Here is a 19,609-nt window from a genome sequence, read left to right as displayed (position 1 = left end):
TGAGGAGGTTTGAAACGTTTGGACAGTGACATAGTCGGCAGTATTCTTTTGCAGGTCGTATTGATAGCGGTCAATGCGGTATTTGCCTGCGCGGAGATCGCTGTGGTCTCCTGCAACGACGCTAAACTGGAAAAAATGGCACAGGAGGGAAACAAAAGAGCGGCGAAGCTGTTTCATCTGACGGAACAGCCATCCCGTTTTCTTGCAACGATACAGGTGGTCATCACTCTGTCCGGTTTTCTTGGAAGTGCCTTTGCAGCAGAAAATTTTTCGGATCGAATCGTTTCCGCTCTTGTGGACGCGGGTATGAAGATTCCGGAAAAGACACTGGATGCGATTGCCGTTGTGCTGATTACGCTGCTTTTATCTTATATCACCCTGATCTTTGGCGAACTGGTGCCGAAAAGGATTGCAATGCAGAAGGCTGAGCAGATTGCGCTCGGGATTTCCGGTCTTGTAAGCGGTGCTTCGAAAGTGTTTGCACCGCTTGTGTGGCTGTTGACTGCATCGACAAACGGTATCCTGCGCCTTCTGGGGATCGATCCGGATGAGGACGACGATCAGGTGACGGAGGAAGAAATCCGAATGATGGTAGATGCCGGCAGCGAAAAAGGCGCGATCGACAATGAAGAAAAAGATATGATTCAGAACGTATTTGAGTTTGATGATCTGACCATTGATGAAATCTGCGTCCACAGAACCGATGTAGATCTTCTGTGGCTGGAAGACTCGATGGAGGAGTGGGAGCAGCTGATCCATGAAAGCCGCCATTCTTATTACCCGGTCTGTGGTGAAAATGTGGACGATATCATCGGCGTTCTGGACGCCAAGGATTATTTCCGGCTTCGCACCAAGGACCGCGATCATGTCATGAAAGAAGCAATCAAACAGCCTTATTTTGTTCCTGAAAACATCAAGGCTGCCACGCTGTTCCAGAACATGAAAAAGACCGGCAACTATTTTGCCGTGGTTCTGGATGAGTACGGCGGCATGGATGGAATTATCACCGTGCGTAACCTGATCGAGCAGCTTGTCGGGGACTTGAATGATGAGGCGGAGATCGGGCAGCCATCGGAAATTGAGCTGATTTCCACAGACACCTGGAAAATCATGGGAAGTGCCTCGTTGGATGATGTGGCGGAGGAACTGAAGATCAAACTGCCGGTCGATGAATATGAAACGTTCGGCGGCTACATTTTCGGCGAACTCGGTGCGGTTCCGGATGACGGCAGCCAGTTTGAACTCGAGACCGACGATCTCTGGATCAAGGTCATGCGGGTCAAAGAACACCGCGTGGAAAATACGGTGGTAAAGAAACTGCCTCCGAAAGAAAAAGGAGAGCAGGAGGAACGTAAGGAGAGGGAATGAAACGTGAACTGGATACAGCAGACCGGAAAATTGTGGAACTGCTGCAGGAAGATGCAAGGCTTCCGCTCAAAAGTATTGCAGACAAGGTAAGTCTCACTTCGCCGACGGTTTCGGCGAGAATCGACCGCCTGGAAAAGGACGGGGTGATCACCGGCTACCGTGCGAGTGTGAACCCGGAGGTTTTCGACTATCGGATCAAGGCATTCATCAATCTGGAGGTTGAGCCGGTGCGGAAAAAGGAATTCTATCCGTACATCACTGACTGCCCGAATGTGATCGAGTGCAACTGCGTGACCGGCGACTATTCGATGCTGATGGAGGTTGTGTTCCACACGACATCTGAGCTGGATCAGTTTATTGGCCAGCTTCAGCATTTTGGAAGAACGAAGACGCAGATCGTGTTCTCTACATCGGTGGAACACAGAGGAATTCCGCTCGGCGATACCAGAATCCCGATTCTGGAGCAGGAAGAAGAAAAAGGTTGATTTTCTGCGGACTTTCCGATATACTAAAGCGTGTTACAAAAACCGGAATCCCGCTAGGGGACGGCGCGAAAAAACGCGCTCAGAGAAACAGATAAAGGATGGATAATAACATGAGTTTATTACAGAATTGGCGTGATATCGCCTATAATCAGGAAGCAGACAAAAGACAGCTCCAGCAGTTCTGGACCAATTATTTCCTGATTGAGAAAAACATTTACGAGCAGCTTCTTTCCAACCCGGATGAAGTGGTAAAAGGAACCGTAAAAGAGCTGGCAGAGAAATACAAAGTGGACGTTATGACCATGGTTGGTTTCCTGGACGGCATCAACGACAGCCTTGTGATCCCGAACCCGATCGAGGAGATGGAAGAGGATACCGTTGTTACACTGGCTTACGATAAAGAGCTTCTGTACAAAAACATGGTAGACGCAAAAGCAGACTGGCTGTACAACCTGCCGATGTGGGATGAGATCTTCACAGAAGAGCAGAAGAAAACGCTTTACATGGAGCAGAAAAAATCCGGCACTGTAATCAAAGGCAAAAAAATCGGAAGAAACGATCCATGCCCGTGCGGAAGCGGAAAGAAATACAAATACTGCTGCGGTAAAAACGCATAAGAAAGAATTTTCGAGAAGAGACCGGGGAGCCGAAAGTTGAAAGGCTTCGCGGTCTCTTTTTCTATGAAGAGGGAGAAGCAGGATGCAGGAGACGGTAGTTTATCTGAAAAAAATTACACAGCCGGAGGGCGAAAAAAAAGAGCTGGAACGGGAACTCTCGCAGTGCGGATGGGAGCTGTTCCGGATGGGAATGCAGGAACAGTATGAGCTGGATGGAGAAAAGATAACGATCGAACGGAATGCGCACGGAAAACCGTACCTGCCAGGGCATCCGCAGATCTGTTTTAATATTTCTCATTCGGGGGAATACGCTGCCTGCGCTTTTGCTTCCATTCCGATCGGCATGGATCTGCAGCAGCACCGCCGCGCTGCCTGGGAGCGCATGGCAGAACGGTATTTTTCCGACGAAGACCAGAAACGCCTTGCCGCAGCGGAGAATGCTGAAACGCTGTTTTTCCGGATCTGGACCGAAGAGGAGAGCTACGGCAAGTGGAGGGGAACCGGTCTTTCGGGTTCTCTTGGAACGGAAAAGAAAGAGGGCTTCTGCATGCATTTCAGTCCGGAGAAAGGATATGAAGGCGCCGTCTGGGCAGCGGAGCCCGTGAAAATCTGCATGAAAAGAATAGAACCATAAAAATCGTGCATAACCTGTCCCGCCATCTCATATATATAACGATAAGAGGTGGTGAAGATGAAAAGGACAGGAAGACAAAAGGATATTGTTACGCCAGAGAAAAAACAGGAGCAAAGGGAACTTTTGCGCCTGTTTTCTGCGAATATACGGAAAATTCTGAAAAACACAGATCTGCTGGCCGATGACCTGCAGGAAATCCGTCTGCGGACCGGCGCGCCGCTTCTGGTGGTCGCAAAGGATCAGGAGTACTTTCTGACCCCGGACGGAGCACTGACCGGGGAGTGGGAGAAAGGTTATCCCGTCTCACCGACGGATATCCGCGATACGATGGATTACATAGGAAGTTTTTCCCTCTACGCCTACGAGGATGAACTGCGGCAGGGTTTTCTGACCGTTGAGGGCGGCCACCGGATCGGCATTGCCGGAAAGACGGTAATCGAAGGGGAAAAGGTGAAAGGCATCAGCCATATATCCTGCATCAACGTGCGGGTTGCTCATGAGAAAAAGGGCTGCGCGGACCGAGTGATGCCGTACCTTTGGGAAGACGGCCGTTTCCTGCACACCCTGATTGTCTCCGCACCCGGCTGCGGCAAAACGACGATGCTGCGCGATATCATCCGCCAGATTTCGGACGGGGAGTCGCCGTATCCGGGGCTGACCGTCGGTGTGGTCGATGAACGGAGCGAGATCGCAGGCTGCTATCTCGGCGTTGCGCAGAATGATGTCGGTATCCGCACCGATGTGCTCGACTGCTGTCCGAAGGCGGAGGGCATGATGATGCTGATCCGCGCCATGTCGCCCGATGTGGTGGCAGTCGATGAGATCGGAACGGGCGAGGACATCCGTGCGATCGAGTCCGTCGTTAACTGCGGGTGCAAGCTGCTCGCGACCGTGCATGGCAATTCCATGGAGGATATGAAGCAGAAGCCTCTCCTGAACCGCCTCGTGGAATCCCACGTTTTCGAGCGGTACATCGTGCTGGATGCGAAACCCCACGCCGGAAGCGTACAGGCTATTTTTGACGGAAGAGGAACGACACTGTACCGAAGGGAGGCGTTTCTGTGATGCGGCTTGCAGTTTTACTGGCGGCTTCTCTTGCCTGCGTCGGGATCGGCTTTGCAAAGAGTGCGGCGCTGTCGGCCCATGTGAAAGATCTGGAAACACTGCAGAAAATTATCCAGTATCTGCGTGGAGAGATTGTGACGGCGGCTTCCCCGCTGCCGGATGCGTTCTGGGAGACGGGAAAGCGGATGCGGGATCCGTACCGGGATTTTTTACAGGATATTTCCGAGGATATGCGCCGCCCGGACGGAAAGACACTGCCGGCGATTCTGGAAGAGAATACGGCAGTCCACCTGGCGGACACACGCCTTACAAAAGAAGAAAAAGAAGAGCTGCAGGAGGCCGGATGCAGCCTTGGCACCGGGGACCGCGCCATGCAGAAGGCGAATCTGGACCGGTATGAGGCACGCCTTGTGCAGCGGATCGCGGAACTGCAGAAAGGATTGCCGGAAAGGAAGAGGCTCTGTCAGAGTCTTGGAATCATGGGAGGCCTTTTTTTATTTTTGATTCTGGTTTAGGGCGTGTCTGAAAACGGAGGAGCAGGCGTGGAGGTCGGGATTCTATTTAAAATCGGGGCAGTCGGGATTCTGGTATCGGTCCTGTGCCAGGTATTAAAACACAGCGGCCGGGAAGAACAGGCATTTCTTGCAAGCCTTGCCGGTCTTGTGCTGGTGCTGTTCTGGATTCTTCCCTATATTTCCGCGCTGTTTGAGGACATCAAACAACTGTTTACAATTTAAGAGCAGGGAGAAAAAACGGAGGGGATCATATGGATATACTTCGGATCGCTGCGCTTGGCACGGCGGGCGTGCTGCTTGGAATCACAGTAAAGGGAGCAAAGCCGGAATTTGCCCTTCTTGTGACGGTCGGTGCCGGCCTCTGCATTCTTGCCGGGACCGTCGGAAAAATGCAGTATCTGCTCGGCATGCTCGCACAAATGAAATCGTATCTCCCGGTGGACTCATCGTATCTGAATACGCTGCTGAAAATGCTTGGGATCACGTATGTGGGGCAGTTTTCCGCCGGGATCTGTAAAGATGCGGGCTATTCTTCCATTGCAGGGCAGATTGAACTGTTCGCCCGCCTGGCGGTCCTTGCCGTCAGTATGCCAGTGCTGCTCGCTCTGCTGGAAACGGTTCATGATTTTCTGTAAAAAAGCCGGATGGGGCATGGCGCTGCTTTTTCTGTGTCTCATTTTCGGAACGGGAAGAACGCAGAAAATCGAAGCAGCGGTACAAAACGTGCCGGAGAGCCTGGAAGAAGAATCACGTTTGGACACCGTAGGAACAGATCAGGAGACGGAGCGTGCGGCGGTCAGAGAAAAGAAAGGACAGCAGGAGAAAGAAGCGGGGGATACCGAAACGGATCAGGCAGCAGCAGCGCAGGACGAACTTCTTGCAGAACTCGACTTCGATGCAATCCAGCAGGAAGTGGACAGCCTGCTGTCCAGCCAGCAGTTTTCTTTTGCCGGTACGGTGCGTTCTCTTTTGCAGGATGGCGATCCCTTCCGCATTTTCCGTGCCGGAAATGCCGTTCTCTCCTGTGCCAAAACAGCATTCCTTGCGCAGAAGGGGCTGATGAAGGAGCTGTTTCTCCTCGTTCTGGCAGGCGCGGTGCTCGGCAGTTTTTCCTCTCTCTTTGAAGGAAAACAGGTCAGGGACGCCAGTTTTTATATGGTCTATCTGCTTGCGCTTGCACTGATTCTGAAAAATTTCCAGTCGAGCGGGGAAAACCTGAAAGCTGTCATCACATCGCTGGTCGCTTTTATGCGGATCCTGACGCCATCCTACTATCTGGCGGCCGCGGCCGCCGGTGGTGCATCATCAGCCGTGATGTTTTATCAGATGCTCCTTCTAGTGATTCTGGCTGTCGAAAAGCTTCTGCTCGCCCTCGTCCTCCCGATGATCCATATCTATCTGCTCATCGCCCTTGTAAACGATCTTTCCGGCGAGGAGATTTTGTCCCATATGACAGAGCTGCTGGAAACCTGCGTGAACGGCCTTTTAAAATCGTCGCTCGGCGTACTTGTGGGAATGCAGATGATCCGGAATCTGATCGCACCGGCGCTCGATTCCCTGCGGCAGATGGCACTCTGGCGGACTGCCGGAATGATTCCCGGCATCGGAAATGCGGTGAATGCTGTAACCGAGTTGGTGGCAGGCTCCGCAGTGCTGATCCGCAACTGCTTTGGCGTGACGGCAATGCTGGTACTGCTCGCAGCAGGCATGGTCCCCGCCGTTCAGCTTCTCGTTTCGGGTCTTTCCTTCCGCCTTCTCGCCGCGGCGGCGCAGCCCGTCTCGGACAAGCGGATCGCGGGATGTCTTGCGGCGGCAGGAAAAGGATATGCGATGCTTCTGCGTCTCCTTCTGACCGTAGAAGTCCTGTTTCTGCTGACGATTGCAATCCTGGCGGGAACTTTTTCCTAGAGCGTGTCTGAAAAAGGCTTTTCGCAAACTGGGGCTTGCAGATTGCGGAAATGATTTTTCAGACATGCTCTAGCATGTAGTTGGGCAGGCAGCGGCGGGAGGCGGCATGGTAGAAGAGATTCTGCAGTGGCTTAAGAATATTTCAATTTTTCTGATTTTTATGACAACTGTGCTGAACCTGATCCCGGAGAAGGAGGACAAGAAGCCGGTTCAGTTTTTTCTTGGAATTGTGATGGTACTGATTTTTTTTCAGCCCGTGCTAAAAGCGGGAGGTTTGGAGCAGAAAATGGCGCAGACGCTCGACCGTCTGACGCTGGAAGAGGAGGCAGCAGCAATGGAAAATGTACAGATTCGTGCAGAAAGCTTTGAAAAACAGTATTACGTGGGCGCCTGGGAAAAAGAGACGGAGCGCCAGATCCGGATGTATCTGTCAGAGAGCGGCATTCCGGGGGCAGCCGTTTCGGTAACGCTGGAGCCGGGAAACACCGGTGAGGCAAAAGAGATCCGCATTGAAGCGCCGATGCGGCAGACGAGCATTTACCGCGAAGAACAGAAAAAACAGCGGGAAATGCTCGATGAAAAGCTGACAGAGATCAAAAGTGTTTTAAGTGAGGTCTACGGAACCGATCCGGCGCATATTATGGTAGAGATTTCGGAATAGGCCTATGAGGGAAAAGGCAGCGGCGTTTTTCCGGAAACAGAAAAAGGAGCAGTGGATGCTGTACTTCCTGCTGGCGGCAATCGGCGTTGTCCTGTTGCTGCCGACGGGAACAAAAAAGACCAGTGAGGAGACAGAACAGCCGCAGGAGACGGCTGCGCGTCCGGCGGGGGATGCGGGACTTTCGGTGCAGGAGGAGATGGAACAGCGCCTTTGTGACGCACTTTCCCAGATGGACGGTGTGGGCGCAGTGCACGTCGTGGTGACGCTGGAATCCACAGGAAAAAAGATTGTGGAAAAAGATGTCCCAACGCGGAGCACAACGGAGGAAAACAAGAAGGGAGAGGAGACCGGAAGCGTTACATCCTCGTCGCAGGATGAGGCAACTGTCTATGAAAAGACACAGAACGGAGCCGAGACACCGTATGTGGTTTCCGAGGAGTACCCGGCGGTGCGCGGCGTGCTCGTTATCGCAGAAGGCGGGGGAAACCCGGTGACGATACAGGAGATTCAGGAGGCCGTGATGGCATTATTTCAGGTGGGCGCAAATAAGATTAAAGTAGTCAAAATGAAGTAAAGGAGTCAAATGCGTGGAAAAATTAGAACAGGAAATGAATGCACCTGAGAAAATGGCAGAGACACCATCGCCGAAAAAGACGGCCGGGAAAAAGAAAAAATTCCGGAAAAATCAGGTCATCATCACCGCCCTTGCGATCATGATTGCCGTCGCCGGATACATCAACTATGCTGACAGTACCCTGTCCACGAAGGAGAAGGCAGACGGAACCACGGCGGATGCCAGCACCGTTTTAAAAGACATCTCCAGCCTGGACACCGACATCACCGACGAGGTGGATGCCGGCACAGCAGGGGACTCGTCGCGGACCGTCACCGAAACGCCGGGAGAGGCAGTCCTTGCCGGGGCATCTACATACATGGCCCAGGCCAGAATCGACCGCGAACAGATCCGTTCCCAGAACAAAGACACCTTAAATGAAATCATCAACAACACCAACCTCTCCGAAACCGAGCGCCAGAGCGCTGTCCAGAGCATGGTGGAAATGACGGAACTCGTAGAAAAAGAGTCAGCAACTGAACTCCTCCTCGAAGCCAAAGGCTTCACCGACGTCGTTGTAAACCTGACCGGCGAAACCGCCGACATCGTCGTTCCGATGAAAGAAGTAACCGAGGAACAGCGTGCCCAGATCGAAGACATCGTAACCCGCAAAACCGGAATCGGCGTAGAAAACATCGTCATCACCCCCATGAGCTCCGCCGCCGACACAGCCGCAGAGGAGAGTGCTCAGTAAATTTTGATATCCACGTAAAAAATCCGGAAACGCAAAATCATGCGTTCCCGGATTTTTTCACGTAATTCTATTTAATTTGCACCATGTGCTGTTCTTGCAACCGTCTGCAGTGCTTTCTTCACCGGCGGCAGCGAGATCAGAATCACCGTCAGCACACCTTCAGCCAGCAGATAGCTGTAGTTGTAAATAATCGGATACAGCGCCTTTAAAGACTGCGGGAAATTCTCCGGCATATAATCCATCCAGTACAGATACCCGCCTAACGTATGGAAAAATCCCCTCGCCAGCACAGCTACAATATACCCGATCAGCAGCCCGTTTTTCTTCTTTCCAAAGAATCCGGCCACACCCAGCGCCGCAAACGCAAACACATAATCACAGCACACCTGGAACAGCGACAGCACATACGGCCCCTGGATAAACTGCAGCAGTCCATAAGCAAAACCAACGAGAATACCCGTCTTCGCCCCATACCAGTTCGCAATCAGCACAATAAACAGCATCGAAAACAACGTAACCGATCCCCCGTACGGCAGCTCAAACACTTTCACATACGAAGTCACAAACGCCAGCGCCATCCCCATCGCACAAAACGCCAGCTTCCTTGCATCCATTCCCGTCCCCTTACTCTTCTGAGCAGAAAGAACCGAAGCAATCACCACCAGCGCCACCATCAGCACCACGCATCCAACATAACCGGCCGTCGTCAGTCCGCCGTCAGCAGTAACAAAAAAACTCATAAAAAAACCTCCTTCGCATTCCGCTTGGAGGGGCTCACATAAAAACACAGTCCCGAATCACCTCCGAAACCACGTTCCAGCTTCCCTACGCAGGAATTATCCCGTTCAGGTAGTGAGGGTCCGTGAGCTTATCCCTGTCCCACGTTCTCAGCCAAAGGCTCCCCTAGCGTCTTATTATTTTAACGTATTAAAGTATACCAACCTCCCCCTTATTTGTCAACCTACCCGTTTTTTCATCCAAATACATGTTGACAAGAAGTACATACAAGTGCTATATTACAATTAGTTCAATCATTAAACTAATTGTACGAAAGGAGCACCAACACAATGCAGATTCTGAAAGTAACAGACGAAGCATTCCGCCAGTACGGCAAAGTCATCAAAGACCTCGACGTCAGCGACATCATCACCGCCATGTCCGAGACCCCATGTCCCGACGACGTAGTCTACGAGCCTTCCATTGAAAGCCTCGAAGCCTGCAAAAGCGCCCAGTCCGTATCCGACAGCCTCTACGGCGGCATGCCGATCCAGATCGGCTACTGCAACGGCCACAACCATTTACTGAACGCCGTAGAATACCACCGCGACAGCGAAATCAACATCGCCGTAACCGACCTGATCCTGATCCTCGGAAAAGAACAGGACATCACCGAAGACCACACCTACGACTCATCCAAAATGGAGGCCTTCTTAATCCCGGCCGGAACCACCATTGAAGTCTACGCAACCACCCTCCACTACGCACCATGCAACGTGGCAGCCAGCGGCTTCAAATGCGTCGTAGTCCTTCCAAAAGGAACCAATACCGACATCACCCTGGAAGAAAAACACACCCCGGAAGACGATCTGCTCTTCGCCAGAAACAAATGGCTCTTAAGCCACCCGGATGCAAACATCGCTGGAAGCGTAGCAGGCATCAAAGGAGAAAACCTCTCGGTAAAATAAAACCAGAGACAAAACCAGAAATCAGAAACACTGCCCCAAAAGAGCAGTTCTGAACATAAAAAGAAACCAAAAACCAAGAAAACCAAAAAAAGGAGGATCTTCAAAAATGATCAACAATACACCGGAAATCAAATTAGGTATCGTTGCAGTAAGCCGTGACTGCTTCCCGAACAGCCTTTCCGAGAACAGAAGAAAAGCAGTCGTAAAAGCATACGACGGAGAAATCTACGAATGTCCAATCATCGTCGAGAATGAAATCGACATGATGAACGCACTCGAAGACCTGAAAAAAGCAGAGTGTGATGCACTTGTTGTATACCTTGGAAACTTCGGACCGGAGACCGAGGAAACCCTGCTTGTAAAATACTTCGACGGACCTTGCATGGTAGTAGCAGCAGCAGAAGAGACCGGCGACGACCTTGTAGGCGGACGCGGCGATGCATACTGCGGCGTTCTGAATGCAAGCTACAACCTGAAACTGCGCAACCTGCACGCATACATTCCGGAGTACCCGGTTGGCGATGCAGAAGACGTAGCAGCCATGATCAAAGATTTCGTACCGGTTGCAACTGCAGTTGTAGCTGTTAAGAACCTGAAAATCATCAGCTTCGGACCGCGTCCGGCCAACTTCCTGGCATGTAACGCACCGATCAAACAGCTGTACAACCTCGGCGTAGAAATCGAAGAGAACTCCGAGCTTGACCTGTTTGAAGCATTCAACAAACACGCAGGCGACGAGAGAATCCCGGCAGTCGTAGAAGATATGGCAAAAGAGCTCGGCGAAGGAAACCTGAAACCGGAAATCCTGCCGAAACTGGCTCAGTACGAGATCACCCTGTTAGACTGGATCGAAGCACACAAAGGCTCCAGAAAATACGTAACCCTGACCGGAAAATGCTGGCCGGCATTCCAGACACAGTTCGGATTCGTTCCTTGCTATGTCAACAGCCGTCTGACCAAGATGGGCATCCCGGTATCCTGTGAGGTAGATATCTACGGAACACTGTCCGAGTTCATCGGAACCGTTGTATCCAAAGACACCGTAACACTCCTCGACATCAACAACACCGTTCCGAAGGATATGTATGAGAGCGAAATAAAAGGCAAATTTGATTACACCTTAAAAGATACCTTCATGGGATTCCACTGCGGAAATACCGCTTCCACCAAACTGGCATTCTGCTCTATGAAATATCAGATGATCATGGCAAGAACCCTTCCGGAAGAAGTAACACAGGGTACCCTCGAGGGAGATATCGTTCCTGGAGACATCACCTTCTATCGTCTGCAGAGCACATCTGACGCAAAACTGCGCGGATACATCGCAGAGGGCGAGGTTCTTCCTGTAGCAACACGTTCCTTCGGAAGCATCGGTATCTTCGCTATTCCGGAGATGGGCAGATTCTACCGTCACGTACTGGTAGAGAAAAACTATCCGCATCACGGCGCAGTAGCATTCGGACACTTCGGAAAACCGTTATTCGAAGTATTCAAAATGCTCGGTGTTGAAGTAGATGAGATCGGCTACAACCAGCCGAAGGGTGTTCGTTACCCGACAGAGAATCCGTGGGGCTAATCCGTTACGGAAGATTCACTGAAAAATAAGAAAGATATGCAGTAACGCATAAGCAAAAGGGCGGAGCAGAGATCTAGGTCTGCTGCCGCCCTTTTTGAAAAAGAGTAGAAAAAGGAGATTCGACATGTATTTTATTGGTGTTGACCTTGGTACTTCCGCTGTCAAACTGCTTCTGATGGACGAGGAAGGCAAAATTGTAAATATTGTATCGAGAGAGTATCCGCTGTATTTCCCGCATCCAGGCTGGTCTGAGCAGAAACCGGAAGACTGGTGGGAGCAGAGCAAAGAGGGAATCCGCGAGCTGGTAAAAGACGTAGACAAATCCCAGGTAGCCGGCATCAGCTTCGGCGGCCAGATGCATGGCCTTGTCATCCTGGATGAGAACGATAACGTCATCCGCCCGGCGATCCTCTGGAACGACGGCCGTACCGCAAAACAGACCGATTATCTGAACACCGTAATCGGAAAAGAAAAACTCTCCGAGTACACCGCAAACATTGCATTTGCAGGCTTTACCGCACCGAAGATTCTCTGGGTGAAAGAAAATGAGCCGGATAACTTCGAAAAAATCTGCAAAATCATGCTTCCAAAAGATTACCTGGCATACCGTCTCTCCGGCGCATTCGTAAGCGACTACTCCGATGCATCGGGCATGCTTCTAATGGATGTCAAGAACAAATACTGGTCCAAAGAGATGGCAGAAATCTGCGGTATTTCCCTAGAGATGCTGCCGGAGCTCCATGAGAGCTTTGACGCTGTCGGAACCTTAAAACCGGAAGTAGCAGCAGAACTTGGACTGCCGGCGACCTGTAAAGTTGTAGCAGGAGCCGGAGACAACGCAGCAGCCGCAGTCGGAACCGGAACCGTAGGCGACGGCATGTGCAACGTTTCCCTTGGTACAAGCGGAACCGTATTCATTTCCAGCAACAAATTCGGCGTAGACAGCCACAATGCCCTGCACGCATTCGCACACGCAGACGGCCACTATCACCTGATGGGATGCATGCTGAGTGCAGCTTCCTGCAACAAATGGTGGATGGATGAAATCATCCGCACAAAAGAATATACAAAAGAGCAGGAGAACATCACAAAACTTGGCGAGAATAATGTCTTCTTCCTGCCGTATCTGATGGGCGAGCGTTCCCCGCACAACAACCCGGATGCAAGAGGAACCTTCATCGGCCTGACCATGGACACCACAAGAGAGGATATGACCCAGGCTGTTCTCGAGGGCGTTGCCTTTGCGATCCGCGATTCCTTTGAGGTAGCAAAATCCCTCGGCATCCAGATCGAGAGAACGAAAATCTGCGGAGGCGGTGCAAAGAGCCCGCTGTGGAGACGCATGATCGCAAACGTGCTGAACATCAAAGTGGACCGTATTGAGTCCGAGGAAGGCCCGGCACTTGGCGGAGCCATGCTGGCAGCCGTTGCCTGCGGTGTCTTTTCATCCGTAGAAGAGGCGGCAGAAAAAATTGTTCGTGTGACAGAGACCATCGAGCCGGAACCGGAACTGGTTGAGAAATATGAGCGCCAGTATCAGAAATTTGCAAAGATTTATCCGACCGTAAAAGATCTGTTTACAGAGCTGCTGTAATAAAAAGAGGTAAGAAATAAGATGAAGAAAGTGGAACATGGGAAAACATTTGACCGGAATGCAGCAAACCCGCCGGCGTTTGAAATCTTTCACAACACCGTGACAGAAGGCTATCCGAAGCACTGGCATACCGCAATTGAAATTATCATGCCGACCAGAGGCGAATATGAGGTTGTTGTCGGAAAAGACAGCTATAATCTCAAAGAGGGCGACATCATTATGATCAATTCCGGCGTTGTACACGGAATGAGATTCGTATCCCAGGGAGAACGGATTGTCATGCTGGTGGAACCGGGCTGTGTGGAGAATCAGGAAGAAATGGAAACGATTTTCCTGCGGCTTCCGGCCATCTACTTCAAAAAAGAGGATGAGGAAGATCCCTTCTATCTGTTTCTACGCAGCCAGATTCTGGAACTGGTGCGGGAATACGATAATGAGGGCGCAGTGATGACGCACAGAATCTGCACCGGCCTCAAAGAGCTTTTTTCAGAGTTTGGCCGCAAGGGCTTTTCGGATGCCAACGCGCAGAATACGTTCGGGGCAATGAAACAGCAGGAATATATAGAGGCTGTTTTAAGCGTCTGCCGTTATATCAATGTCCATTACATGGAGAATCTTTCTCTCGAGGAAGTAGCTACGGTCAGCGGATTTTCCAAGTTCCACTTTACCAGAATTTTCAAGCAGTACATGAACATGACATTCTATGAGTACCTCAATTCTAAACGCGTCAAACGCGCAGAGGAGCTTCTGTACGACAAAAAGATGAGTATCACGGATGTGGCGATGAATTCCGGATTCTCTTCTTTAAGTGCCTTCAACCGTACCTTCAAGACGGTAAAGGCCTGTTCGCCGAGCGATTACCGCAGACAGCGGGAGTCGATGGTACAGGCTTTGCTGATGCAGGGATAAAAGGACTTGTATTTCACACTTTACTGTGCTAAAATGGTAGTATTCCGAGTTATAAGAATGAGATGGGGACTTAATTTTCGTACAGGAGGGCTTGAAATGAACAAGAAACTTCATTCAGAAGCAGTAGACCAGCTTTTTGAGGCAATTTTGTGTCTGAAGAATAAGGAAGAATGCTATACTTTTTTTGAGGATGTATGCACCATCAATGAACTGCTTTCGCTGTCGCAGCGGTTTGAAGTGGCGAAAATGCTGCGGGAGAAGAGAACGTATCTGGAAATTTCCGAAAAGACGGGAGCATCCACGGCGACGATCAGCCGCGTGAACCGTTCCTTAAGCTATGGAAACGACGGATATGAGATGGTGTTTGAACGGATGGAAAAGAAAGAAAATGTGTAAAATCAAAAAAGACGGTGCGATTCCAACGCAGCCGTCTTTTTTGATTTTACACGTTTGTTCTTAATTTTTCTTTTTCGGATCAGAAGGCGCCGCGAGGGATGCCAGTTCATCCACCATGTGCTCGATCATCTGTTTTTTCAGATAGACATCGAAACTCAGCAGACAGATAAACGAAAAGAGCTGGAGAAATTCCCGGTCCTCCTCCGGTGAGCTGCCGAACATGGACTTGGATACATCCGCTTTTTTCAGAAGATCTTCTTTTACGGATGCAATTTCTTCTTTTTCCATCTGGAAAATTTCGTCGTAGATATCTTGGATGGAAAAGCCGCTCTCCGTGCCGAAATACCGATCGGTGATCGGGGCGAGCAGTGTCTGGATATCCGTGATCGAGAGGATGTTTTTAAAGTAGTAAATAAAAACCAGAAGCATCATGTGCTCCGGCGAATATTTCTTTTTGACCGGCGGCGGGAGCAGCTTGTTTTTTGCATAGTTGTTGATCATTGTTTTTGTCAGAACCTTATCGGACTCGAAGCGGCGCGAAGAAGCGAGCTGTGCGTCCATAAAGGTCGTGACCTGGTCCATATATAAAGCAATGTTCGGGATTTCCCCCGGGCGGATGCCTTCGAGAGAATCCAGTGAATTCAGTAAATCATGAAGAATTTTATCTGAGTCTATCGTCATTTGTTATCACCTCACGGTTCCCATTATATAGTTTTTAATACCAGATAGCAAGGACTTTGCGAAAAAAAGTTTCCATGATAAAAATGCAACGTATGTTCGTTCTTACTTGTAACCGGGGCGGATTTGTTATATACTGAGATGCATGTGAAAAGATTCGAAGCAGATGAAGGAGAAAGAACATGAATCAGACAGAAACAGGATTAAACCCGATGCAGATGGAAGCTGTGGAGCACACCGAAGGGCCGCTTCTGATCCTTGCAGGTGCCGGTTCGGGAAAGACGAGGGTACTGACGCACCGCATCGCCTCCCTGATCCGGGACAAAGGCGTCAATCCATGGAATATTATGGCGATCACCTTTACGAATAAGGCCGCCGGAGAAATGCGTGAGCGTGTCGATAAAATCGTGGGATACGGATCGGAGCGGATCTGGGTCAGCACCTTCCATTCCAGCTGCGTGCGGATTCTGCGCCGCCATGCTGAACGTCTGGGATACGCCAACAATTTTGCAATTTACGATACCGATGACCAGAAATCGCTGATCAAGGACATCATGAAACGGCTCCAGATGGATCCGAAACTGTACCGCGACCGTGCGATCATGGCGGCAATTTCGTCCGCAAAGGATGAGATGATCGAGCTGGACCAGTACCGGATTGACGCGGGAATCGACTGGAAGCTGCAGAAGTATGCGGCAGTTTATGCGGAGTATCAGGCAGAGTTAAAGAAAAACAATGCAATGGACTTCGATGATCTGCTGGTACAGACCGTAAAATTATTCCAGCAGTTCCCGGAAGTGCTCGACTATTATCAGGAGCAGTTCCGCTATATCATGGTCGATGAGTATCAGGATACCAACACGGTTCAGTTCCGCTTTGTGAGCCTTCTGGCGGCAAAATACCGCAATCTCTGCGTTGTCGGCGATGATGACCAGTCGATCTACAAATTCCGCGGGGCGAATATTGAAAATATTCTGAGCTTTGAGCATGTATTCCCGGATGCGAAGGTCATTAAACTGGAGCAGAATTACCGTTCCACGCAGAATATTCTGAATGCGGCAAATGAAGTGATTGCGAATAACCAGGGACGAAAAGCAAAACGCCTGTGGACAGAGAATCCGGAGGGTGACCTGATCGATCTGCGGCAGTTCCAGAGCGGTTTTGAGGAGGCGGAGTACGTGGCAGGAGAAATCACGCGCGGCGTCCGCACGGAGGGAAAGAAGTACCGTGATTATGCAATTCTCTACCGTACCAACGCACAGTCCCGCCTTTTTGAGGAGAAACTGCTGCTTGCAAATGTTCCATATAAAATCGTGGGCGGTGTCAACTTCTATGCGAGACGCGAGATCAAGGATCTGCTGGCGTATCTGCGTGTGATCGAGAACCCGGAGGATGACCTTGCGGTACTGCGTATCATCAACGTTCCGCGGCGCGGTATCGGAGCGGCGACGATCAACAAAGTGCAGGACTGGGAGGCAGAGCAGGGCATCCGTTTCTACGATGCGCTTCTCGAGGCCGAGTATGTGCCGGGGCTGATGCGGTCTTTAAATAAGATTAAATCCTTCACGTCCTTTTTACAGGTACTCCGCGCGAAAGCAGATTATCTGTCGGTCAAAGAGCTGCTGAATGAAATCATCGAGGAGACCGGCTATGTAGCAGATCTGCAGGCGGAGGGAACCGAAGAAGCGGCAGCCCGCATCGAGAACATCGACGAGCTGATTTCAAAGATTGCGGATTATGAGGAGAGCGCCGAACAGCCATCTCTCGGTGGTTTTCTGCAGGAGGTTGCGCTGGTGTCTGATATCGACTCGGTGGATGAGGAGAGCGATTACGTGCTGTTGATGACACTGCATTCTGCAAAAGGACTGGAGTTCCCGAACGTATTCCTTGCCGGCATGGAGGATGGTATTTTCCCAAGCTACATGACGATCACCGGGGATGATCCGTCGGAGCTGGAGGAGGAGCGCCGTCTCTGCTACGTGGGCATCACGCGTGCGATGCAGCATCTGACATTGACGTGTGCGCGCCAGAGAATGATCCGCGGCGAAGTGCAGTACAACAAGATGTCCCGTTTTGTCAAAGAGATTCCGCGGGAGCTGATTTCCCTGGAGCGGGAGCGCGGGGAGATCGAAGACCGGAAACCGAAGATGGACATTCCTACGAGAGGCAGCGTCTATGCGGCGATGAAGCAGGCATTCCGCGAGAAGCCGCAGCAGGCGAAAACCTTCAGCGCGCAGAAGGCGACGAAACTCGATTACGAAATCGGAGATACGGTGCGCCATATCAAGTTCGGTGTCGGCATTGTCACGGATATCGTGGACGGCGGAAGAGATTATGAAGTTACCGTCAACTTCGACCAGGCTGGTACGAAGAAAATGTTTGCTTCGTTTGCAAAACTGAAAAAGTTATAAGGAGAACGAGAGCGTGCCGGAAAATAAAATTCCGGCACGCTCTTTTTTCGACTGATGCGTCAGACGCTCAGGTGGTAATCAGGGTGGAATAGCCGTCGCGGCGCAGGCGGCGTTCCATCAGAATGGCATTTCCGAGCTGGCGGTAAGCGCCGACCTGGACTTTGAAAAAGCCGTCCTCGGCGAGAAGAAAAGCGGGATAGCCCTGGTCGAGAAGGTCGTAAAGCATACGGTCGGCATTCTGGCGGATGCGGAAAAGGCCGGTCTGGACACGGTAGAAGGTTTCCGGTGTATCGGAAGGATTTTCCTGTTCCGGCGGCGTGGGATGGGGCGAAGCGGAAGCAGTGACGGTATCCGCTGTTGAAACGGACGGACGGGCGGCCTCCGTTTCCGCAGCGCGCCGGTCAGCCTCCGTGACCGTCTCGAGATCCAGCGTTCCAAGCACTGCATCCGCGATGGCGCGGGCGATTTCTTCCAGCTTTTCATCGTAGAGCGTATTGTCCTGCTCATTGTTCAGAAAGCCGGTTTCAATCAGAAGAGCCGGCATTTTCGTCCGCCGCAGAACAACGAGCCCTGGCCGTGCCTTGACACCGAGATTCCGGAATCCCAGCTCCGAGAGCGCGCCGTTAATGTTTTCTGCCATTGTCTGTTTGATGCCGGAGTTGTCATAGACAAGCGTTTCCACGCCGGTATACTGGTTCGGTTCCTCCGAAGAATTCCGGTGAAAAGAAATAAAAAAGTCGGCATCCGCCTGATTGGCCATCTGCGCCTTTTCAAACGGCGTCTGATAAACATCGGTTGTGCGGGTATAAATGACAGAGACACCCTGCCGGGAAAGAAGCTCGCCGACCGCGATGGCGAGGGAAAGATTGTCATCCTTTTCCCTGCGTCCCTCATAGACAGCGCCCGGATCACTTCCCCCGTGTCCGGCATCGATTACGATAGTATAGGGCATAAGATCAAAGCTCCTGAAAATACGGTTCTACTTACGATATGAAGAAAGGACGAAAAAGGTTATACTTTTTTTAGTTTTATTTCATTGTATCGTATACGGGCGGTGTGTTAGAATAGGAGATAACATTAGGAAAGTGTGTCAAAAAATCTGCGGAGGATACAAAAGACACACAGATGAGAGTGAGGATTTCATGAGAATTACAATATTCAGTCTGGGGGGACTGCTTGGGCAGTATGTGACCAACACGGCGCTTCTTCACGGCGCACAGGTGACCGCCTACGTGCCGGATGCAAAAGCGATCTGGCCGAGAAAAAATCTGACCGTGATTGAGGGAAGCCTTCAGAACCGGGAACGCGTACTGGAGGCACTGCTGGAAGCGGATGCAGTCATCAGCGTGCTGACTCCGATGCGTGTGAAACATGTAAAAGAAGAGGAGACACCGCTGGCTGACGGAAACGCGATGATTCTCTCGGCCATGAAGCAGCTTGGAAAAACGCGGTTTGTGACGGTAGGCCATGTCTGCATTCATGCGTTTGGAGACTGCGAGGACAAATACCAGAGAATGAGTACGAAATTCCTGCAGATTTTCTGGCCAGGTGTCTATAAAGATATGCAGAAGATGGGACAGGTTCTGGCACGGAGCGATCTGAACTGGACACTGGTGCGGACGTGTCCGGGAAGAGACGGGAAAGTGAAAAAGGTAGGGCAGAACTGCAGTATTTCGCTGGACGGCAGCCAGTTCCGGCCTGGATACTCGAGAGAGGCCCTGGCGGAATTTCTGTACGAGGCGGCCGCCGATCAGCAGATGTACAGCAGAAAAATGCCCATTTTTTACAGAGAGGGGTAAG

22 protein-coding genes, 1 pseudogene and 1 riboswitch are annotated in these 19,609 nt (G+C 51.0%); of the genes and pseudogenes, 20 read left to right on the top strand and 3 right to left on the bottom strand.

Translation table 11 applies throughout. From position 1 onward, the window contains the following. The first annotated feature begins 18 nt into the window (after positions 1 to 18). The 13 genes and pseudogenes from DXB83_RS14650 (at position 19) to DXB83_RS14595 (ending at position 8,560) form a co-directional block, all read left to right on the top strand. Positions 19 to 1,368, top strand: coding sequence for a hemolysin family protein (locus DXB83_RS14650; protein WP_022463186.1), 1,350 nt, complete (start codon positions 19 to 21; stop codon positions 1,366 to 1,368). An 8-nt stretch (positions 1,369 to 1,376) separates the two neighbouring features. Next, a complete protein-coding gene (locus tag DXB83_RS14645; protein ID WP_055221452.1) occupies positions 1,377 to 1,853 on the top strand; it encodes an Lrp/AsnC family transcriptional regulator in 477 nt (158 codons plus the stop codon). Between the two features lie 110 nt (positions 1,854 to 1,963). Next, complete coding sequence (locus DXB83_RS14640) at positions 1,964 to 2,470, top strand: SEC-C metal-binding domain-containing protein (protein WP_022463188.1); 507 nt, start codon at positions 1,964 to 1,966, stop codon at positions 2,468 to 2,470. 82 nt (positions 2,471 to 2,552) lie between these two features. Then, complete coding sequence (locus tag DXB83_RS14635) at positions 2,553 to 3,104, top strand: 4'-phosphopantetheinyl transferase family protein (protein ID WP_118697789.1); 552 nt, start codon at positions 2,553 to 2,555, stop codon at positions 3,102 to 3,104. 57 nt (positions 3,105 to 3,161) lie between these two features. Continuing rightward, on the top strand, positions 3,162 to 4,169 hold the full coding sequence (gene spoIIIAA, locus DXB83_RS14630; RefSeq protein ID WP_055228503.1) for a stage III sporulation protein AA: 1,008 nt from the start codon (positions 3,162 to 3,164) through the stop codon (positions 4,167 to 4,169). Beyond that, the gene (locus DXB83_RS14625; protein ID WP_118697788.1) at positions 4,169 to 4,684 is read left to right on the top strand and encodes a stage III sporulation protein AB; all 516 of its coding nucleotides are present in this window, start codon (positions 4,169 to 4,171) and stop codon (positions 4,682 to 4,684) included. Before spoIIIAA ends, DXB83_RS14625 begins: the two co-directional genes overlap by 1 nt. A 27-nt stretch (positions 4,685 to 4,711) precedes the next feature. Continuing rightward, positions 4,712 to 4,906 carry a stage III sporulation protein AC gene (gene spoIIIAC / locus DXB83_RS14620; RefSeq protein ID WP_022463192.1) on the top strand — a complete coding sequence of 65 codons (195 nt, stop codon included), beginning with the start codon at positions 4,712 to 4,714 and terminating at the stop codon, positions 4,904 to 4,906. 29 nt (positions 4,907 to 4,935) lie between these two features. Then, a complete protein-coding gene (locus DXB83_RS14615; protein WP_055221401.1) occupies positions 4,936 to 5,319 on the top strand; it encodes a SpoIIIAC/SpoIIIAD family protein in 384 nt (127 codons plus the stop codon). Next, positions 5,306 to 6,592, top strand: a complete 1,287-nt coding sequence (locus DXB83_RS14610) for a stage III sporulation protein AE (protein WP_158565909.1) — start codon at positions 5,306 to 5,308, stop codon at positions 6,590 to 6,592. The genes DXB83_RS14615 and DXB83_RS14610 overlap by 14 nt, the downstream gene beginning before the upstream one ends. A 23-nt stretch (positions 6,593 to 6,615) precedes the next feature. After that, positions 6,616 to 6,672: pseudogene (locus DXB83_RS17420) on the top strand (DUF6783 domain-containing protein); the annotation flags it as partial. A gap of 26 nt (positions 6,673 to 6,698) precedes the next feature. Further along, the gene (locus tag DXB83_RS14605) at positions 6,699 to 7,253 is read left to right on the top strand and encodes a stage III sporulation protein AF (protein WP_022463195.1); all 555 of its coding nucleotides are present in this window, start codon (positions 6,699 to 6,701) and stop codon (positions 7,251 to 7,253) included. A gap of 4 nt (positions 7,254 to 7,257) precedes the next feature. Beyond that, positions 7,258 to 7,827, top strand: coding sequence for a hypothetical protein (locus tag DXB83_RS14600; RefSeq protein ID WP_055228505.1), 570 nt, complete (start codon positions 7,258 to 7,260; stop codon positions 7,825 to 7,827). A gap of 13 nt (positions 7,828 to 7,840) precedes the next feature. After that, entirely contained in the window at positions 7,841 to 8,560 is a 720-nt protein-coding gene (locus DXB83_RS14595) for a SpoIIIAH-like family protein (protein WP_238033485.1), read from the top strand. Positions 8,561 to 8,631: 71 nt separating this feature from the next. Here the strand turns inward: DXB83_RS14595 and DXB83_RS14590 are convergent, their stop codons facing one another. Then, a complete protein-coding gene (locus DXB83_RS14590) occupies positions 8,632 to 9,300 on the bottom strand; it encodes an energy-coupled thiamine transporter ThiT (RefSeq protein ID WP_055221407.1) in 669 nt (222 codons plus the stop codon). Between the two features lie 65 nt (positions 9,301 to 9,365). Then, positions 9,366 to 9,475: riboswitch (TPP riboswitch) on the bottom strand. 152 nt (positions 9,476 to 9,627) lie between these two features. Between DXB83_RS14590 and DXB83_RS14585 the strand changes: the two genes are divergently transcribed. From DXB83_RS14585 to DXB83_RS14565, 5 genes are all read left to right on the top strand, one after another. Then, positions 9,628 to 10,245 carry a DUF4867 family protein gene (locus DXB83_RS14585; RefSeq protein ID WP_055221409.1) on the top strand — a complete coding sequence of 206 codons (618 nt, stop codon included), beginning with the start codon at positions 9,628 to 9,630 and terminating at the stop codon, positions 10,243 to 10,245. A 109-nt stretch (positions 10,246 to 10,354) separates the two neighbouring features. Continuing rightward, positions 10,355 to 11,821 (top strand): L-fucose/L-arabinose isomerase family protein, encoded by a 1,467-nt coding sequence (locus DXB83_RS14580; protein ID WP_118595540.1) that lies wholly within the window; start codon positions 10,355 to 10,357, stop codon positions 11,819 to 11,821. 124 nt (positions 11,822 to 11,945) lie between these two features. Next, positions 11,946 to 13,415: a xylulokinase gene (xylB, locus tag DXB83_RS14575; RefSeq protein ID WP_118697787.1), complete on the top strand. Its 1,470-nt coding sequence runs from the start codon at positions 11,946 to 11,948 to the stop codon at positions 13,413 to 13,415. Positions 13,416 to 13,436: 21 nt separating this feature from the next. Next, positions 13,437 to 14,324 (top strand): AraC family transcriptional regulator, encoded by an 888-nt coding sequence (locus tag DXB83_RS14570; RefSeq protein ID WP_118697786.1) that lies wholly within the window; start codon positions 13,437 to 13,439, stop codon positions 14,322 to 14,324. Between the two features lie 96 nt (positions 14,325 to 14,420). Further along, positions 14,421 to 14,720, top strand: coding sequence for a YerC/YecD family TrpR-related protein (locus tag DXB83_RS14565; RefSeq protein ID WP_022463203.1), 300 nt, complete (start codon positions 14,421 to 14,423; stop codon positions 14,718 to 14,720). Between the two features lie 60 nt (positions 14,721 to 14,780). On the opposite strand, the gene DXB83_RS14560 is transcribed toward DXB83_RS14565, so the two are convergent. Further along, positions 14,781 to 15,401 (bottom strand): DUF1836 domain-containing protein, encoded by a 621-nt coding sequence (locus tag DXB83_RS14560; RefSeq protein WP_117510256.1) that lies wholly within the window; start codon positions 15,399 to 15,401, stop codon positions 14,781 to 14,783. A 179-nt stretch (positions 15,402 to 15,580) separates the two neighbouring features. Between DXB83_RS14560 and pcrA the strand changes: the two genes are divergently transcribed. After that, positions 15,581 to 17,809 (top strand): DNA helicase PcrA, encoded by a 2,229-nt coding sequence (pcrA, locus tag DXB83_RS14555; protein ID WP_118697785.1) that lies wholly within the window; start codon positions 15,581 to 15,583, stop codon positions 17,807 to 17,809. 67 nt (positions 17,810 to 17,876) lie between these two features. Here pcrA and DXB83_RS14550 read toward each other — a convergent pair whose 3' ends face one another. Then, entirely contained in the window at positions 17,877 to 18,761 is an 885-nt protein-coding gene (locus tag DXB83_RS14550; protein ID WP_117805007.1) for an N-acetylmuramoyl-L-alanine amidase, read from the bottom strand. Between the two features lie 190 nt (positions 18,762 to 18,951). On the opposite strand from DXB83_RS14550, the gene DXB83_RS14545 reads away from it, so the two are divergent. Further along, positions 18,952 to 19,608: an NAD(P)-dependent oxidoreductase gene (locus tag DXB83_RS14545; RefSeq protein WP_147399381.1), complete on the top strand. Its 657-nt coding sequence runs from the start codon at positions 18,952 to 18,954 to the stop codon at positions 19,606 to 19,608. Position 19,609: the final 1 nt, after the last annotated feature.

Origin of the sequence: Blautia sp. OM06-15AC, assembly GCF_003481425.1 — a bacterium.
Taxonomy (GTDB): domain Bacteria; phylum Bacillota; class Clostridia; order Lachnospirales; family Lachnospiraceae; genus Fusicatenibacter; species Fusicatenibacter saccharivorans.
The sequence above is the reverse complement of the archived record's forward strand: the minus strand, read 5'-3'. Positions and strand labels throughout refer to the sequence as shown.